The 17,955-nt window shown below is 61.8% G+C and carries 14 protein-coding genes and 1 pseudogene; 10 read left to right on the forward strand and 5 right to left on the reverse strand.

The genetic code is table 11. From position 1 onward, the window contains the following. The first annotated feature begins 68 nt into the window (after positions 1-68). The 10 genes from FD715_RS01535 (at position 69) to FD715_RS01580 (ending at position 14,010) form a co-directional block, all read left to right on the forward strand. Positions 69-3,485, forward strand: a complete 3,417-nt coding sequence (locus FD715_RS01535) for a hypothetical protein (protein ID WP_147104173.1) — start codon at positions 69-71, stop codon at positions 3,483-3,485. Between the two features lie 21 nt (positions 3,486-3,506). Next, the gene (gene queA, locus FD715_RS01540; protein WP_147104176.1) at positions 3,507-4,559 is read left to right on the forward strand and encodes a tRNA preQ1(34) S-adenosylmethionine ribosyltransferase-isomerase QueA; all 1,053 of its coding nucleotides are present in this window, start codon (positions 3,507-3,509) and stop codon (positions 4,557-4,559) included. 94 nt (positions 4,560-4,653) lie between these two features. Then, complete coding sequence (locus tag FD715_RS01545) at positions 4,654-5,925, forward strand: MFS transporter (RefSeq protein ID WP_147104179.1); 1,272 nt, start codon at positions 4,654-4,656, stop codon at positions 5,923-5,925. Positions 5,926-6,015: 90 nt separating this feature from the next. After that, positions 6,016-6,594 (forward strand): DUF924 family protein, encoded by a 579-nt coding sequence (locus FD715_RS01550; RefSeq protein ID WP_147104182.1) that lies wholly within the window; start codon positions 6,016-6,018, stop codon positions 6,592-6,594. A gap of 144 nt (positions 6,595-6,738) precedes the next feature. Then, the gene (lpdA, locus tag FD715_RS01555; RefSeq protein ID WP_147104185.1) at positions 6,739-8,136 is read left to right on the forward strand and encodes a dihydrolipoyl dehydrogenase; all 1,398 of its coding nucleotides are present in this window, start codon (positions 6,739-6,741) and stop codon (positions 8,134-8,136) included. Between the two features lie 71 nt (positions 8,137-8,207). Further along, positions 8,208-8,609, forward strand: a complete 402-nt coding sequence (locus tag FD715_RS01560) for a hypothetical protein (protein ID WP_223274694.1) — start codon at positions 8,208-8,210, stop codon at positions 8,607-8,609. An 89-nt stretch (positions 8,610-8,698) separates the two neighbouring features. After that, positions 8,699-9,850 (forward strand): MFS transporter, encoded by a 1,152-nt coding sequence (locus FD715_RS01565; RefSeq protein WP_147104188.1) that lies wholly within the window; start codon positions 8,699-8,701, stop codon positions 9,848-9,850. Between the two features lie 103 nt (positions 9,851-9,953). Further along, positions 9,954-12,836: an excinuclease ABC subunit UvrA gene (gene uvrA, locus FD715_RS01570; RefSeq protein WP_147104191.1), complete on the forward strand. Its 2,883-nt coding sequence runs from the start codon at positions 9,954-9,956 to the stop codon at positions 12,834-12,836. Between the two features lie 73 nt (positions 12,837-12,909). Next, a complete protein-coding gene (locus FD715_RS01575) occupies positions 12,910-13,617 on the forward strand; it encodes a GIN domain-containing protein (RefSeq protein ID WP_147104194.1) in 708 nt (235 codons plus the stop codon). A gap of 135 nt (positions 13,618-13,752) precedes the next feature. After that, positions 13,753-14,010, forward strand: coding sequence for a hypothetical protein (locus tag FD715_RS01580; RefSeq protein ID WP_223274695.1), 258 nt, complete (start codon positions 13,753-13,755; stop codon positions 14,008-14,010). 3 nt (positions 14,011-14,013) lie between these two features. Here the strand turns inward: FD715_RS01580 and mmsB are convergent, their stop codons facing one another. The 5 genes and pseudogenes from mmsB to FD715_RS01600 all read right to left on the reverse strand — a co-directional run bounded on the left by mmsB (position 14,014) and on the right by FD715_RS01600 (position 17,954). Further along, positions 14,014-14,886 (reverse strand): 3-hydroxyisobutyrate dehydrogenase, encoded by an 873-nt coding sequence (mmsB, locus tag FD715_RS23010; RefSeq protein WP_370455331.1) that lies wholly within the window; start codon positions 14,884-14,886, stop codon positions 14,014-14,016. A gap of 102 nt (positions 14,887-14,988) precedes the next feature. Beyond that, positions 14,989-15,927: pseudogene (locus tag FD715_RS23015) on the reverse strand (enoyl-CoA hydratase/isomerase family protein); the annotation flags it as partial. Beyond that, on the reverse strand, positions 15,924-16,313 hold the full coding sequence (locus tag FD715_RS01590) for a hypothetical protein (RefSeq protein ID WP_147104203.1): 390 nt from the start codon (positions 16,311-16,313) through the stop codon (positions 15,924-15,926). The gene FD715_RS01590 and the pseudogene FD715_RS23015, both read right to left, overlap by 4 nt. Further along, the gene (locus FD715_RS01595; protein ID WP_147104206.1) at positions 16,313-17,455 is read right to left on the reverse strand and encodes an acyl-CoA dehydrogenase family protein; all 1,143 of its coding nucleotides are present in this window, start codon (positions 17,453-17,455) and stop codon (positions 16,313-16,315) included. The genes FD715_RS01590 and FD715_RS01595 overlap by 1 nt, the downstream gene beginning before the upstream one ends. Before the next feature lie 61 nt (positions 17,456-17,516). Next, positions 17,517-17,954, reverse strand: coding sequence for a hypothetical protein (locus FD715_RS01600; protein ID WP_147104209.1), 438 nt, complete (start codon positions 17,952-17,954; stop codon positions 17,517-17,519). Position 17,955: the final 1 nt, after the last annotated feature.

The raw sequence follows: 17,955 nt of genomic DNA on the forward strand, positions 1-17,955 counted from the left end.
TGGCCTTTTCATTACTCTTGGGAAAGATGTGACTGGCATGATAGGGCTGAGCGGACAAGAATAAAGACATGAGCAGTGCCGACCCCGTAACCGACCCGCCGCCCGCGCGGAAAAAGAGCCTGTGGCGCCGCCTTGGGTTGGGGAGCATGTGTGCCAGCCTGGTGTTTGCCGGGGTGATGGGCGCGTTGATTTACGTGTTGATCGGGCAGCCTGTGATGGCCCCCGGTTGGTTGCGCGACCGGATCGAAACACGGGCGGGTGAGGCGCTGGGGGCGGCATCGCTGCGCTTTGACGCGCTGGATCTGGTGGTTGAGGACAGCACGAAGCCGCGGGTGCGCATGACCAATGTGCAGGTGCTGAACGACGCGGGCGTCGAGATCGTTGGCTTTTCCGAGATGCGGATTGGTCTGTCGGTGGCCGATCTTGTGCAGGGGGAGTTCCGCCCGACGGAAATTGGCATAACGGGCGTGTTTGCCAAGCTGCGCCGGGAGATCGACGGATCGGTGATCCTGTCGGGGGGGCTGGACCTGGGTGCGCCATCGCAACAGGCGGACACATTTGCCAAGCTGATCGAAGGCATAGACGATCTTTTGTCGATCCCCGGTCTGTCTGCGCTGACGCAGGCCGATGTGCAGGCGCTGACCCTGGAGATCGAGGATGTGCGGTCCGCCCGTGCCTGGACTGTCGATGGCGGGCGGATGCGACTGACCCGCGCGGGCGAGATGCTGCGTGTTACGTCGGACCTTGCCTTGCTGAGCGGCGGGCAGGGGGTGGCCACGCTGGAGGCCAATTATGAGAGCCTCGTGGGTGCCTCTGCCGCGACCTTTGGTGTGTTGGTCAACGACGTGGATGCGGGCGACATCGCCGTGCTTGCGCCAGCCTTTGAGTGGCTCGACGTGGTGCGTGCGCCAATCTCTGGCGCGGTGCGTGGTGTGTTTGGCGTCGACGGGACGCTGGCCCCGATCAATGTAGCGCTGAATATCGGCGAGGGCGTTATTCAACCCAACGACGCGGCCCGTCCGGTGCCCTTCCGGTCGGCCCGCAGCTATTTCAGCTATGATCCGCAGGGCACTGTGCTTGTGTTTGACGAGTTGTCGGTGGACAGCGCCTGGATTACCGCGCAGATCGACGGGCAGGCGGTGCTGGGCATTGATGCGCGCGGTGGGCTTGATGATCTGGTGGGGCAGTTCCGCGCCTCGTCCCTGCGGGCGAACCCGGATGATCTTTATCCCGAGCCCATCACGATGGAGGCGGCACAGCTGGATTTTCGGTTGCGCCTGGATCCGTTCCGATTGGACATCGGCGAGGCGCTGTTTCAGGACGAGGGGCAGGATCTGATTGCGCAGGGCGCGTTGCTGGCGGATGCGGACGGGTGGAGCTATGAACTGGACGCCCATATGGCGGGCATGGCGCCCGACCGCCTGCTTGAGTTGTGGCCGGATCGCTACGCGCCGAAGGCCCGCAAGTGGGTGCTTGAGAACCTGCTTGGGGGGCAGATGCGCGACCTTGCGCTTGCGTTGCGCGACACGCCGGGCAGCGATGTCGTCGCCTATACCAGCTTTGCCTACGAAGACGCGACGGTGCGGTACCTCAAGACCTTGCCCCCGGTGGAGAAAGCGCATGGCAGTGCCAGTCTGCTGGATGGTCGGTTCGTGGTGTCGGTCGACCAGGGCCATGTGACAGCACCTCAGGGCGGCCGGATTGATGTGAGCGGGTCGTCCTTTATCCTGCCGGATGTCCGCGCGCGGGAAGGCGTGCCTGCTGTGGTCCGGCTTGCCACCGACGGCACGGTGACCGCAGGTCTGTCACTGCTGGATCTGCCGCCGCTGAATGTGATGGAGCGGGCGGGGCTGTCGCCGCGCATTGCGGACGGGCGGCTGGCGGCGGAGGGCACGCTGGCCTTTGCGATCAAGAAGGGATTGACGCCGAAAGATGTGCAATATGACGCCACGGGCACAGCCCGCGATGTGCTAAGCACCGCGCTGATCGAAGGGCGGCGGCTGGCGGCGGAGCGATTGCAGGTCGTGGCCTCGCAATCCGGTGTCGCGGTGTCGGGGCCGGGCACGCTCGACGGTGTGCCCTTTGACGTGACCTGGGCCCAGCCATTGGGACAGGGGCCGCAACCAAGCACGGTGCGCGGGTCCATCGAGTTGTCGGAGCGAACGATTGACGCCTTTGAACTGGGCCTGCCTGCGGGGCTCGTGTCGGGGCGGGGCAGCGGGGATATCGAGATCACCTTGCCTGCGGGCGGCGATGGTGTGCCTGCCTTCGCACTGACGAGCAATCTGCGCGGTGTGCGGCTTGCCGCTTTGCCGCTGGGCTGGTCGAAACCGGCCTCTGCGCCTGCGGCGCTGTCGCTGACCGGGGCGCTTGGTCCTGCGCCGCGTGTGGACCGGATGCTTCTGGACGCGCCTGGCTTGCGCGCCGAGGGTGCCATCATCGCTGCGCCCGGCCGTGGGCTGGAGCGGGCGACCTTCAGCAATGTGCGCGTCGGCAACTGGATGAACGGGCCGGTCGATCTGGTGGGGCGGGGCCTGGGGGCGCCGCCTGCGGTTGTGGTGCGCGGCGGAACGCTTGATCTACGCGAGGCAGATTTTGGCGGCGCAAGCGCGGGCACAAGCGGGCAGCAGGGCGGTGGGCCGCTGAGCCTGACGCTGGACCGTTTGCAGATCACCGACACGATTGCGCTCGACGGGCTGTCGGGTGAGTTCAACATGTCGAACGGCCTTGATGGCGCCTTTACCGCGCGGGTCAACGGTGCGACGCCCATTCGCGGGCAGGTGCTGCCGCAAAGCGGGCGCAGCGCCATTCGCATCACGTCAAGCGATGCGGGTGGAGTTGCGGCGTCGGCGGGGATCCTCAAGCAGGCGCGGGGCGGAACGCTGGATCTGACGCTGCTGCCTGTGGGTGCCGCCGCATTTGACGGCACGTTGTCTGTGAGAGAAACGCGCATTCAGGATGCTCCGGCCATCGCCGCACTGTTGAACGCGCTGAGCGTGGTGGGCCTGCTGGAACAGATGGGCGGCAGCGGCATTCACTTTCAGAACGTGAACGCATCCTTCCGGCTGACGCCATCGACCATGACATTGACCGAAGCGAGCGCCACGGGGCCCTCCATGGGGCTGTCGATGGATGGCATCTATGACGTGGCAGGGGGGCGGTTGGACATGCAGGGCGTGATCTCGCCCCTGTTTCTGATCAACGGGATCGGCAGCATCTTTACCCGGCGGGGTGAGGGGCTGATCGGCTTCAACTACACCTTGCGCGGACCGGCTGTGGATCCGCGTGTGCAGGTCAACCCGCTGTCGGCGCTGACGCCGGGTCTGTTCCGCGAGATTTTCCGTGCGCCGCCGCCCGATCTGCCGAGGGTCGAGGGCGAAACGCAGCCGCCGGTCACGCCCGAAGCCTTTGCCCCGGTGGACCCCGGACCCAGCGAAACGGACCAGCGGCGCATAGAACGTCAGCAACGTATTGATGCCCGCTGAGCGTGCCGGTAGAGGGCGCGCATGAAACTGGATGATTTCGATTTTGATCTGCCCGAACGCCTGATCGCGACCCGCCCTGCATCGCCGCGGTCGTCCGCGCGTCTTTTGGTGGCTGAGGGCGATACGATCCATGACCAGAGGGTCACCGACCTTGTATCCTGGCTGCGCCCTGGCGACCTGCTGGTGCTGAACGACACCCGTGTCATCCCGGCACGCCTGTTTGGCACGCGGGCGCGGGAAAGCGCGCAGGGCCTGACCGAGGCGCGGATCGAGGTAACGCTGCTGGAGCCGCGCGCCGATGGCAGCTGGACGGCGCTGGTCAAGCCGTTGAAGAAGGTGAAGCCAGGCGAGGTTGTCCGCTTTTCCGATGACTTGTCAGCGACGCTGGAGGGCAGTGCTGACGGGCAGGGGCATTTGCGGTTCAACCTGACAGGCGATGATTTCGATGCCGCATTGGCCGAGGCGGGGGCGATGCCCTTGCCCCCCTATATCGCTGCCAAACGTGCCGCTGATGACAAGGACAAGACCGACTACCAGACGATCTGGGCCAGGAATTCGGGTGCTGTTGCCGCCCCCACGGCGTCCCTGCATTTTGACGAGGCGTTGATGGCGGCGCTGGCGGAACGGGGTGTTCAGACCACCTATGTCACCTTGCATGTTGGGGCGGGGACGTTCCTGCCGGTGAAGGTCGATGATGTGACCCAGCACAAGATGCACGCGGAATGGGGGCAGGTGTCGGAACAGGCAGCAACGGACATTGCCGAGGCCAAGGCGCGTGGCAATCAGGTGATTCCCGTTGGCACGACCGCACTGCGGCTGATCGAGACGATGGCGCGCGATGGCGGGATTGCCCCGTGGGAGGGCGAGACGGACATTTTCATTTATCCCGGTTTCGTCTTTGGCGTGGCAGACGGGCTGATGACCAACTTTCACCTGCCCAAGTCAACGCTGATGATGCTGGTGTCGGCCCTGATGGGGCAGGACCGGATCAAGGCGATTTACGACCATGCGGTGCGATCCGAGTACCGCTTTTTCTCTTACGGCGATGCGTCGCTTTTGTTGCCGCAAACGTGACACCGGAAGCCGACATTTGAGCGTAGCACAGATCTGCGACTGCCACCCAAGACCCGGATGATACCGGTCCTACAGATCCAAGGAGGTCAGCGATATGTTCCAGGTACTGACAAGCGCGTGGGCCCTGCTGTTTGGCATGGGATTGCTGATGATCGGCAACGGGATGCAGGGCACGCTGCTGGGCATCCGGGGCGAGATCGAAGGGTTTTCGACCGCCGAGATGTCGATCATCATGTCCGCCTATTTCCTTGGGTTCCTGGGCGGCAGCCGGTTGGCGCCCCGCATGATCCAGCGCGTAGGGCATGTGCGGGTGTTTGCAGCACTTGCCTCGCTGATCTCTGCCGTGATGATCATGTACCCGACCTTTGCCGATCCGTGGGCGTGGACCGTCGGGCGGGTCGTGATCGGGTTCTGTTTTTCCGCCGTTTACGTGACGGCCGAGAGCTGGCTGAACGATGCCGCCGACAACTCGAACCGTGGCAAGGCGCTCTCGCTCTACATGATCGTGCAGACGACGGGCATCGTGGTCAGCCAGTACCTGCTGCTAACGGCTGATCCTTCGGGCTTTATCTTGTTTGTGATTCCGTCGGTGCTGGTGTCGCTGGCGATCACGCCCATCCTTTTGTCCATCTCTCCGGTGCCCGCCTTTGCAACAACCAAGCCCATGACCCTGCGCGAGCTGGTGGGCTATTCGCCGCTGGGCTGCGTGGGCATGTTCCTGCTGGGCGGTGTGTTCGCTGCGCAATTCGGGATGGCAGCGGTGTACGGCACGGCGGCGGGCCTGAGCGTGGCGCAAATCTCGGCCTTTGTGTCGACCTTCTTTATTGGAGCGGTGCTGCTGCAATATCCCATTGGCTGGATTTCGGACCGGATGGACCGGCGGGTGCTGATCCTGATCGTGGCGGCCATTGGCGGAGTGGGGTCGGTCATCGGTCTCATCCTGGGCGGTAATTTCGTGATGCTTCTGGTGTCGGCTTTTGTGGTGGGGGGCATGTCGAACCCGCTCTATTCGCTGCTGCTGGCGCACACGAACGACTTTCTGGAACATGACGACATGGCTGCGGCGTCGGGCGGGCTGGTGTTCATCAACGGGCTGGGCGCCGTGTTCGGCCCGTTGATCGTGGGCGCGTTGATGGAGTCTGTGGGGCCGTCGGGCTTTTACATGTTCACCGGTGTTTTGTTTGCCGCGCTTGTTGCCTATGCCGCCTATCGGACGACGCAACGTGCCACGATCCCTGTGGACGAAACGGGGGCGTACGTCGCCATGTCGCAGGCCACGACCACACCTGTCGCCATGGAAATTGCGCAGGAATACGCCATTGAGACCGATTTGGAGGGCGAAGACGACAACAACCGTGCCGCGTAATGTGTCGCACCTGTTGTATTTCGTGATTTGGGACCCAACGTAAACTGTGTAACGCTTTTTGGTAGGACATGGGCAGGGAGATTAAACGCCATGATGGGTCCGGATGATATATTGAGTTTTTGGTTGGACGAGTGCAGTCCGGAGGATTGGTTCAGATCCGATCCTGATTTTGATCAAACCATACGCGACCGTTTTGGCGCGACATGGAAGGCGGCGACCGAGGGCAAGTTTGCCTTGTGGTTGACCTATCCGTCCGGGGCGTTGGCCTATATCATCCTGACGGACCAGTTTTCGCGCAATATGTTCCGCGATGATGCGGCGGCGTTTTCGACCGACAAGGCAGCGCTGGCCGCTGCCAAATCCGCCATCGCCAAGGGCTGGGACATGCGTATCGACCCGCCCGCGCGGCAGTTTTTCTACATGCCGCTCGAGCATTCCGAGAACCTGTGTGACCAGGACCGCGCCGTGCGCCTGATTTGCGAGCGGATGGAGGACGAAACCTTCCTGCTGCACGCCCGCGCGCATCGTGAGGTGATCCGCCAGTTCGGGCGCTTCCCGCACCGCAACGCGGCACTGGGCCGGGCCACGACAGGCGCCGAAAGGGCGCATCTGGACGCCGGTGGCTATGGTGAGGTGGTTCGTGGCTTGCAGGCAACCGAAGCCGCCTGAAAGCATTTTCTATCTTGGCACGTTGATGGCGCAGGGGCTTCCCCTGCGTCAGTCGATTTGTCGCGCTCGGCCGTCGTTGAGAGTTGTCTGAAAATAGTTTAACGGTAAACTAAATCTGACGCAGTGCTTTTTGAGGAGCTTGATATGGCAGCGAAATCCTTTGACCTCGTGATTATCGGCTCTGGACCCGGTGGGTACGTGGCGGCAATTCGGGCCGCGCAATTGGGGCTGAGCACCTGCGTGGTCGAGCGTGAGCATCTGGGCGGTATCTGTTTGAACTGGGGCTGCATCCCGACGAAGGCGATGCTGCGGTCGTCCGAGGTCTTTCACCTGATGCACCGGGCGAAAGAGTTTGGGCTGAAGGCGGATGGCATCGACTATGATCTGGACGCTGTTGTGGACCGGTCCCGCAAGGTGGCGGGGCAGCTGTCGGGCGGCGTGCAGCACCTGCTGAAGAAGAACAAGGTGACCGTCATCATGGGTGAGGGCACGATCCCCGCCAAAGGCAAGGTCAGCGTCAAGACCGACAAGGGCACCGAAGAGCTTAGCGCAAAGAACATCATCCTAGCCACCGGCGCGCGGGCGCGCGAACTGCCGGGGCTGGAGGCGGATGGCGAGCTGGTCTGGACCTACAAGGCGGCGCTGACGCCGAAACGGATGCCGAAGAAGCTGCTCGTCATTGGATCGGGCGCCATCGGCATCGAGTTCGCCAGCTTCTACAATACGCTCGGCGCTGACACGACGGTGGTCGAGGTCATGGACCGGGTGCTGCCGGTTGAGGATGAAGAGATCAGCGCCTTTGCCAAGAAAGCCTTTGAAAAGCAGGGCATGAAAATCATGCAGAAGGCGATGGTCAAGCAGCTGGACCGGGCCAAGGGCAAGGTCACAGCCCATATCGAGGTGGGCGGCAAGGTCGAGAAGCACGACTTCGACACCGTGATTTCCGCCGTGGGCATCGTTGGCAATGTCGAGGGGCTGAACCTTGAGAAGTTGGGCGTGAAGGTGGATCGGACCCACGTGGTGACCGATGAGTTCTGTCGGACCGGGGTCGAGGGCATCTACGCCATCGGCGACATCGCGGGCGCGCCGTGGTTGGCGCACAAGGCGAGCCACGAAGGCGTCATGGTTGCCGAGTTGATCGCAGGCAAGAACGACGTGCACCCGATCAAACCTAATTCCATCGCAGGCTGCACCTATTGCCACCCGCAGGTTGCGAGCGTTGGTCTGACCGAGGCGAAGGCCAAGGAGGCGGGTTACAAGATCAAGGTCGGCAAGTTCCCCTTTATCGGCAATGGCAAGGCGATTGCGCTCGGCGAGCCGGAGGGCATGATCAAAACGGTGTTCGACGAAAAGACCGGCGAGTTGCTTGGGGCGCATATGATCGGGGCCGAGGTGACCGAGCTGATCCAGGGTTATGTCGTGGGCCAAGCGCTGGAGACGACGGAAGAAGATCTGATGCACACCGTCTTCCCGCACCCGACGCTGTCTGAAATGATGCACGAGAGCGTGCTCGATGCCTATGACCGTGTGATCCACATGTAAAAGACGCACGCTTCACGAAAGCGCCGGTGCCCGCTATTCTGCGGTCACCGGCTTTTTTTGGAGTGATTTTCATGACGTCTTTGTTCATGCGCCTCGGCGCAGCAGCCATTGCGTTGACCTTGAATTTCGGCCCTGCGCAGGCACAGCAATTAATCGCGGAATACTACACCCTGCTGACGGGCGCGGATCTGCGCAATTCGCGCGGCGTGCCGATCGGGGATTTCTGCGGCATCGTTCAGCAGGACCGCGCCAACCATCACCGGTTTGGGATCCGCCACGATGGTGATCAGTGGGACCCTATCTTTGCTGACCGCGCGGCGCGGGCGCAGATTGCATCCACCTGTCAGCTTGCTGCCGGGTCCGAATATATACCGTCGATGATCGCGCAATATGGAACGCGATATGTCTGGGTGCGCGTTTACGGCAGCGGTGGATGGCCGACGCTTGTGCTGGTGTCTGAAGGCGCCGGCTGAGGGGGGCTGGGCCTGCTCCACAGGTCCGCCGTCTGACACGCACAGAACACCGGGTTGCGGCCCCTGCGGTTCAGGCATAGCCGGGAGGGATGACCGACCGCACCTCATTCCCGCTTGTCTTCGCCCTTTGGGGGGCGGGCCTTGGTGCGGCTGGGCAGTACGCCAAGATTTCGGTGATCTTTGACCAGCTTCCGAGCGTCTACCCGGATGCCGGTGCGGCGCTCGGGTTCATCGTGTCGCTGGTTGGGTTTGTTGGCATCGTGCTGGGTGTAGTCGCAGGGCTGGTTGTGGCCCGCATCCGCTATCGCCGGGCGATGCTGTGGGCGCTGTGGACCGGGGCGGGTCTGTCGTTGTTTCAGGCGACGCTGCCGAGCTTGCCGTGGATGCTGGTGAGCCGTGCGCTGGAGGGTGTGTCGCATCTGGCGATGGTGGTGGCTGCGCCGACCCTGATTGCGCAATTGAGCGCAGAGCGGCATCGCGGGTTTACCCTAACGCTCTGGAGCACGTTTTTTTCGGTCGCTTTTACGCTGCTTGTGGTGCTGGGCTTGCCATTGGTCAATGCGATGGGCCTGTCCGCGTTGTTCGTGGCGCACGCGATCTGGCTGGCGGTATTTGCCGTGATCCTGGGCCTGTTCCTGCGCCCGCTTGAAGTGCCAGCGGAGGGGCGGCTGACGTTGGGCGGCATTCTGCGTGATCACGTGACCATCTATGCCTCACCGCGGATCGCTGCGCCGGGGGCGGGCTGGATGTTCTACACGTTCTGTTTTCTTGCGATCCTGACGGTGCTGCCGCCCTACATTGCGCCCGAGTGGCGGGCTTGGGTCATTGGGGCGATGCCTTTGGTGTCCATTGGCGTGTCGCTGACGTTTGGCGTGTACATGCTGCGCCATATCTCGGCCGTGATGCTGGTGCAGATCGGTTTTGCCTTGTGCATCGCGTCGCTGTTGTGGCTGTGGATGACGCCGGGCCTGCCCGTCGCCTGTTTGGCGCTGGCGGGTGCCTTGGGGCTGGTGCAGGGGGCGAGCTTTGCCGCGGTGCCTCAGTTGAACGACAGCGCTGCGCATCAGTCACAGGCCTATGGCGGGCTGGCGCAGACGGGCAATCTGGGCAATACGCTGGGCACGCCTGCCTTGCTTGCGGTGCTGAGCGTGGCGGGGTTTCCGGGCCTTGTCTGGACCTGCATCGCCGTCTTTTTGTGCGGGATCGCGGCGCATGCGTGGATGGCGGCGCGCCGCTCCTGACAGGTTGCGGCAGCAAGCGACATGTTCACGCCTTGTTCTTATTTTTCCGTTGGCTGTTTCGGCCATCTGACCTATGTACAGATCGTTAATCCGGGGGGCTAACATGGCCGAGCAAAAGAACATCGAGGTGCGCGGCGCGCGCGAGCATAACCTCAAGTCCATTGACGTGGACATCCCGCGCGACCAACTGGTTGTGATCACTGGGCTTTCGGGATCGGGCAAGTCGAGCCTCGCCTTCGACACGATCTATGCCGAGGGGCAGCGCCGCTATGTAGAATCGCTGTCGGCCTATGCGCGGCAGTTCCTGGACATGATGCAGAAGCCGGATGTTGATCATATCTCCGGCCTGAGCCCCGCGATTTCCATCGAGCAGAAGACGACGTCGAAAAACCCCCGGTCAACCGTCGGCACCGTGACCGAGATTTACGACTATATGCGGCTGCTCTTTGCCCGCGTGGGCACGCCGTATTCCCCCGCCACCGGCAAGCCGATTGAGGCGCAGCAGGTGCAGGACATGGTGGACCGTATCATGGCGATGGAGGAGGGGACGCGCGCCTATTTGCTCGCCCCCATCATCCGCGACCGGAAGGGCGAGTACCGCAAGGAGTTTCTGGAGCTGCGCAAGCAGGGCTTTCAGCGGGTGAAGGTCGACGGGTCGTTCTACGAGCTGGACGAGCCGCCGACGCTGGACAAGAAGTTCCGCCATGACATCGACGTGGTGGTGGACCGTATCGTGGTGCGCGAGGGACTGGAGACGCGGTTGGCGGATTCGTTGCGCACGGCGCTGGATCTGGCGGACGGGATTGCGATCCTAGAGACCGCGCCGAGTGAGGGTGATCCTGAGCGGACGACCTTTTCCGAGAAATTCGCCTGTCCTGTCAGCGGTTTCACTATCCCCGAGATCGAGCCGCGTCTGTTTTCTTTCAACGCACCCTTTGGCGCGTGTCCGTCCTGTGATGGGTTGGGGCACGAGCTGTTCTTTGATGAACGCCTCGTGGTGCCGGATCAGAACCTGAAGGTCTATGATGGCGCTTTGGCCCCGTGGCGGAAGGGGAAAAGCCCGTACTTCCTGCAGACCATCGAAGCCATTGCAAAGCACTACGAGTTTGATCCCCAGACCAAGTGGAAAGACCTGCCTGCCCATGTGAAGCAGGTGTTCCTCTATGGCTCGGGCGATGATGAGATCCCGTTCCGCTACGACGAGGGCGGCCGTGTGTACCAGGTGACACGGGTGTTCGAGGGGGTCATCCCGAACATGGAGCGCCGCTACCGCGAGACCGACAGCAACTGGATCCGCGAGGAGTTCGAGCGCTATCAGAACAACCGGCCCTGCGGCGATTGTGGCGGGTATCGGCTGCGGCCCGAGGCGCTGGCGGTGAAGATCGGGCCGCGGGATGATCCCGACCGCCTGCTCCACGTGGGGCAGGTCGTCGAGATGTCGATCCGCGAGGCTTATGCTTGGTGTCAGGAGGTGCCAGAGCATCTGAGCGACCAGAACAACGAGATCGCGCGCGCCATTCTGAAAGAGATCCGTGAGCGGCTCGGGTTCTTGAATAACGTGGGTCTTGAGTATCTTACGATGTCACGTTCAAGTGGCACGCTGAGTGGTGGCGAGAGCCAGCGCATCCGTTTGGCGTCGCAGATCGGATCGGGCCTGACCGGCGTGCTGTATGTGTTGGACGAGCCTTCCATTGGCCTGCACCAGCGCGACAATGATCGGCTGCTCGGCACGCTCAAGAACCTGCGCGATCAGGGCAATACCGTCATCGTGGTTGAGCATGATGAAGAGGCCATTCGCGAGGCCGACTACGTGTTCGACATCGGTCCTGGCGCGGGTGTGCATGGCGGCCAAGTCGTGGCCCACGGGACGCCGGACAAGCTTGCTGTAAGCGGCTCCATCACGGGCGATTACCTGTCGGGCAAACGTGAGATTTCCGTGCCGCTGGAGCGGCGCAAGGGCAAGAAAGGCAAGAAGAAGCTCACTGTCGTGAAGGCGACGGGCAACAACCTACGGAACGTGACGGTGGACTTTCCTCTGGGCAAGTTTGTGTGTGTGACGGGTGTGTCGGGCGGCGGCAAGTCGACGCTGACCATCGAGACGCTGTTCAAGACGGCGTCCATGCAACTCAACGGTGCGCGTCAGACGCCTGCGCCCTGCGAGACGATCAAGGGCCTCGAACATCTGGATAAGGTGATCGACATCGACCAGCGGCCCATTGGGCGCACGCCTCGGTCGAACCCGGCCACATATACCGGCGCCTTCACACCCATCCGTGACTGGTTCGCCGGTCTGCCCGAAGCCAAGGCGCGCGGCTACAAGCCGGGGCGCTTCAGCTTCAACGTGAAGGGTGGGCGCTGCGAGGCGTGTCAGGGCGACGGGGTCATCAAGATCGAGATGCACTTCTTGCCTGACGTCTATGTCGAATGCGAGACGTGCAAGGGCGCGCGCTACAACCGCGAGACGCTTGAGATCAAGTTCAAGGGCAAGTCCATTGCCGATGTGCTGGATATGACTGTCGAGGACGCGCAGGAGTTCTTTCAGGCGGTGCCGTCGATCCGGGAAAAGATGGACGCGCTGATGCGGGTCGGCCTTGGCTATATCAAGGTGGGCCAGCAGGCGACGACCCTGTCCGGGGGTGAGGCGCAGCGGGTGAAGCTGTCGAAGGAGTTGTCGAAACGGTCAACAGGTCGGACGCTCTATATTCTGGACGAGCCGACGACCGGTCTGCATTTCGAAGATGTGCGCAAGCTGTTGGAAGTGCTGCATGAATTAGTCGATCAGGGCAATTCGGTTGTCGTGATCGAACACAACCTCGACGTCGTGAAAACCGCAGACCATATCATCGACATCGGTCCCGAAGGCGGTGATGGCGGCGGGCAGGTTGTTGCGACAGGCACGCCTGAGGATGTGGCCGAGGTCGCGGAAAGCCACACCGGTCGCTACCTCAAGCCGATGCTGACGCCGCGCAAGGTGGCAGCAGAGTAATTCCCGTTTTCCGTCTTGAATGTGAATCGGATTAACACCATCTCATCTTCACAATCACGTCAGGAGAGTGAAGATGAGACCATCTTGTTTAGCCGCGTCAGTGCTGTGCGCTGTCGCGTTGACCTCCCCCGTGGCCGCGCACGAAACCGTGCATGACCTGACCGGGTTTTCAAAAATCGTTGCCTCAGATCACGTGAAGGTCGAGGTGTTTTCCGGCTCTGATTTCAGCGTTGTGTCGGACGTGTCGGGCACCGGACGCGCCCACAAGCTGGTCATCGAACAGGATGGCGACACGCTGATCGTCTCGCGCAAGGGGCGGTCGTCGATGATTTTGATGGGCATGGCGGACTACTATACGGTCACCGTTCACCTGCCCGAATTGTCGGCGCTGACCGCCAATCGCGGGGCCTATGTCGAGGCCTCGGGCATGTTCCCCGATGTCTTTCAGGCGCGCACGAGCAGCGGGGTCGAGGTTGATATCGACGGGTTGGAGGCGGCAAATGTGATCCTCACCTCGAGTTCAGGGTCCGACATGGATGTCCGCGGCACATGCGGATCGCTGTTGATTGAAGCGTCAAGCGGTTCTGATATTGATGCCGAGGATTTCGAGTGCAAGGACATCGAGGCCAAGGCCTCCAGCGGGTCCGACATCGAAATCCATGCGACGGGCAGCCTTGTGGCGCGGGCGTCCAGCGGTGCGGATATCGACGTGGATGGCACACCGGTCGATGCGAAAATCACCGAAAGCTCGGGGGGTGATGTGAGCTTGCCTGGCTCGTAAAGCCGGGAACGCGGCGCGCACCATGTACCTGCGTCAACCTGTCTGACCGCATCGCCGGTTTCGGTCAGAATGCCGCATTCAATCCCGGGGCAGGGCGCTTACCTGATGCGAAACTTGCATAAAGGGCCCCGATCCATGACCACGACCAGCACGCATGTCCCACCACGAACGTCCATCCTGCGCGGTGGACTTGAGGCAGCGAAAGATGTTGCCAAGACGATCACGCCTGCGTTGATCGGAACGGAAGCGCGCATTCTTTACGCCATCCTCGCGCTGGTCACCCTGTGGGGATTGGCGATTGCCACGTGGGGTTATCCGGCGCTGATCATCGTCGCTGTCGGCCTTGTGCCGGTGATGTTTGCTGTTTTGCTGTTGATCACGGTTGGGAAGTAGCCGTCAATTGCGCCCACGGGCGGAGAATCGGGGCAGCATGGCGCTGAAGTCCCTGCCTTTTCCGCCTTCGTCCTCGACGAACTGGCGGTAAAGCTCCAGCGCGCGTTGGCCCATTGGCGTGTCCGCGTTCACCGCCTCTGCTGCTTGCTGGCTGAGGCCGAGATCCTTGAGCATCAGTTCTGCAGCAAAGCCCGGCTGGTAGCCATTGTCCGCAGGGCTTTGCGGGCCGACGCCAGGGGCAGGGCAGTAGGCGTTCATGGTCCAGGAATAGCCCGAGGATGTGCTGACCACGTCAAACATCTTTTGCCGGTCGAGGCCGAGCTTATCCGCCAGCGCGAAGGCTTCACATGTGGCGATCATGGTGGCGCCGAGGATCATGTTGTTGCAGATTTTGGCCGCTTGACCGGCGCCTGCGTCGCCGCAATGCACGGCCTTTTGGCCCATGATGTCGAAGAGCGGTTTGGCGGCTGAGAAGGCCTCCGTGCTGCCGCCTGCCATGAAGGTGAGCGTGCCGCCTGCTGCGCCGCCGATCCCGCCGGAGACAGGGGCGTCAACGCAGCCCAAGGCAGCCGCGTCAGCCTGCGCCGCCACGGCGCGGGCGCTTTCGACATCGACGGTGGAGCAGTCGATGAGGGTCGCGCCGGGTTTCATCGCCGGGATCACGTCGTTCGCCACGGCGCGCAGGATATCACCGTTGGGCAGCATGGTGATAACGATGTCCTTGTCTGCCGCAGCCACTGCCGCGCTGTCCGCATCCGCGACGCCTTCCGCCGTCGTGCCTGCGACGTCGAAGCCCGTCACGTCATGTCCTGCTTTGGCAAGGTTTGCGGCCATGGGCGCACCCATATTGCCCAGCCCGATAAATCCGATCTTCATGCCTGTTCCTCCCAGCTCAAGCGCCATTTTGCCCAGTGGTATCAGCATCTTGCTGACGGCCATGGGCGGGACCGACCCGTCGGCGTATTGCCATTGTGGATTGCGGTCCTTGTCGATGATGGCGGCGCGGATCCCTTCCAGGAAATCGCCATGTTCCATCGACCGCGCGGTAAAACGGTATTCGAGGTCGAGCGCCTTTTCCAGCGTCAGGGAGGGGCCGCGCAGGCGGTTCAGAGCCTCGATCGTGCAGGCCATCGCCAGCGGGCTGTTGCGGCCCATGCGTTTGAGCGTGTCGCGGGCAAAGTCGCTGTCTTCGCCTTTGAGCGTTGTGAAGACGTCGCCGAGTGACACGCCGTGAAAGTGTCTGTCGATGTCCGCCATCGCATTTTGCAGAGGGCCGGGGGCAGGGGTGACGGCTGCGTCAACAATGTTGTTGGTGTCGCCGTTTGTTTCAAGCGTTGCGATCAGGTCGGGCCATTGCGCTTCGGGGATGTAGTGGTCTGCGAAGCCGGCAAAGATAGCGTCGGAGGCGTTCATACGGGCCGCCGTCGTGCCCAGGTATTCGCCCAAGCGTCCGGGGGCGAGGGCCAGCATCAGCGAGCCGCCGACGTCGGGGATAAGGCCGATGCCGCATTCAGGCATGGCGATCTGGCTGCTGTCGCCCACGATCCGGTGCGATCCATGGCAGCCGATGCCGACACCGCCGCCCATGGTGAAGCCCTGCAGGAAGCTGACAACGGGTTTGGGGTAGTGAAAGATCTTGTGGTTCAGGCGGTATTCGTCGGCCCAGAACTTCTGGCCGTAGGCGTAGTCGCCCTTGGTGCCGGTTTCGTAGAGTTCCGCGATGTCGCCGCCGGAACAGAAGGCGCGGTCGCCTTCGGCGTCAAAGACCACGAGTTTGACAACATCGTCAGTGGCCCACTCATCCATGGCTGCCTCAATGGCGAGGCACATGTCGTAGGTCATCGCATTGAGCGCTTCGGGGCGTTGCAGCGTGATGCGGCCCGCGTGGCCAGTGATGCGAATGGAGATGTCAGTCATTGCCCTGCGCCTCTTTGTTCCAAATCCCGGACGACAGATGACAAACGTGCGCGTGCTGCGTCTGGGTTTCCCGACCAAACCTTTGCCGCTGAAAGCAAACCATCAAAAAAAATTACGGTTGCGCTAAGGACAATTGGTGCAACGGCAATCACATAGCCAAACACAAACAACGGCAGCATGTCTAAGAAGTCTGTTGAATGCAGTAAGAGCGTCAAAACGAGTAACAGGAAAAATGCGATAATTATCGGAACAGCAACCCAAGTCAGGATCACGGAACCAACAACAAACGGCGCCAAAACAGGAACCCTCAGCATTGTCGTCCACATCCACTTCAAATGCCGCAAAAACGCGAGATAGATCGAACTCCGATACAACCAGCCGTACATCACCTGTTCTTCAGCATATCGCGCGCCACAATGACCCGCATAATCTCGTTTGTGCCTTCGAGGATCTGGTGGACGCGCAGATCACGCACCAGCTTCTCGATCCCATAATCGGCCAGATAGCCGTACCCGCCGTGCAATTGCAGGCATTGGTCGACCACTTTCGATCCGGCCTCCGTCACGAACTTCTTGGCCATGGCGCAGAACTTGGTTGCATCCGGTGCCCCGTTGTCCAGCTTCCACGCGGCTTGACGGAGGAAGGTGCGGGCGGCTTGCAGCTCGATCTCCATATCCGCGAGGCGGAATTGCAGCCCCTGGAACTGGTCGATGGGCTGGCCAAAGGCTTTACGCTCACCCATATACGCCAGCGTCGCGTCGATGGCTGTCTGCGCCGCGCCCAATGAGCAAGCCGCGATGTTCAGGCGACCACCATCCAAGCCCATCATCGCATATTTGAAGCCAGATCCCTCTTCGCCCACCAGATTGCCGCTGGGAATGTTGCAATTGTCGAATTGCACTTGCGCTGTGGGTTGGCTTTTCCAGCCCATCTTGTCTTCAAGTCCGCCAAAGGACAGCCCTTCGGTGCCGTCTTCGACATAGACTGTGGAGACGCCTTTTGGTCCGTCTTCGCCCGTGCGGACCATACAGACATACGCATCGGAATAGCCGCCGCCCGAGATGAACGCCTTGGTTCCGTTTAGCACATAGCCCTCGTTGGTGCGCTCCGCACGGGTGCGCAGGGCTGCGGCGTCAGAGCCGCTGCCGGGTTCGGTCAGGCAGTAGCTGAGCACGGTGTTCATGCTCAGCACGTCTGGCATCACACGCGCCTTGAGGTCGTCATCTGCAAAGCTGTCGAGCATCTTGGCGCACATGTTGTGGATCGACAGGAAGGCGGCGACTGAGGGGCAGGCCATCGACAGCGCCTCGAACACCAGCGTTGCATCGAGCCGCGACAGACCCGCGCCGCGTGCCTCTTCGGAGACATAGAGGGAGGCGAAGCCCAGTTCGCCCACCTTGGGCCACAAATCCTTGGGTATTGTGCCCGCCGCTTCCCACTCGCGGGCGTGGGGGGCAATCTCGGATTGGCCAAACGCGTGGGCCACGTCGAAGATTGCCGTCTGTTCCTCGGTCAGTGCGAAATCCATGGTCCCTCCCGTCGTACCACGCCTTGAATTGAACGCACGTTAAATTCCGATGTTTGCAGGACTATTGCAAGGCTTGTCGGCCAGCCGCAGGTGTCAGCAAAGTTTCGACGGTCTCGTCCGCTTCGCCCAGCAGTGTCAGTGCCTCGATCTCGCAATCCTGAACAATCGGGACAACGTTGTGCACGTCGTTCCAGGACTTGAAGAAAAGCGATGCCAACTCCTGACTGATCGCGGTGGGCGCGATGTAGACAACAAGCGATTGCGTGCGCGAACTGGCAAAGCGCCCGGCCTTTTCGGCCTGCATCTGCATGAAGCGAACATAGTCTTTTTCGTATCCGGTGATCGGACCGAAATCGACCAGCTGTTTTTGACCGGGCGCGTAATGCGGATGGCTGACATAGGCGCGTGTGGCGCGCATCGTGTCGTCAATGGCCACATGGCCCGAATACCGAACCACGACAAGGCCGCGGTCCGGCAGGATACGAAAACGTACTGGCATT

It is taken from the genome of Tateyamaria sp. syn59, from assembly GCF_007995245.1.
GTDB lineage: Bacteria > Pseudomonadota > Alphaproteobacteria > Rhodobacterales > Rhodobacteraceae > Tateyamaria.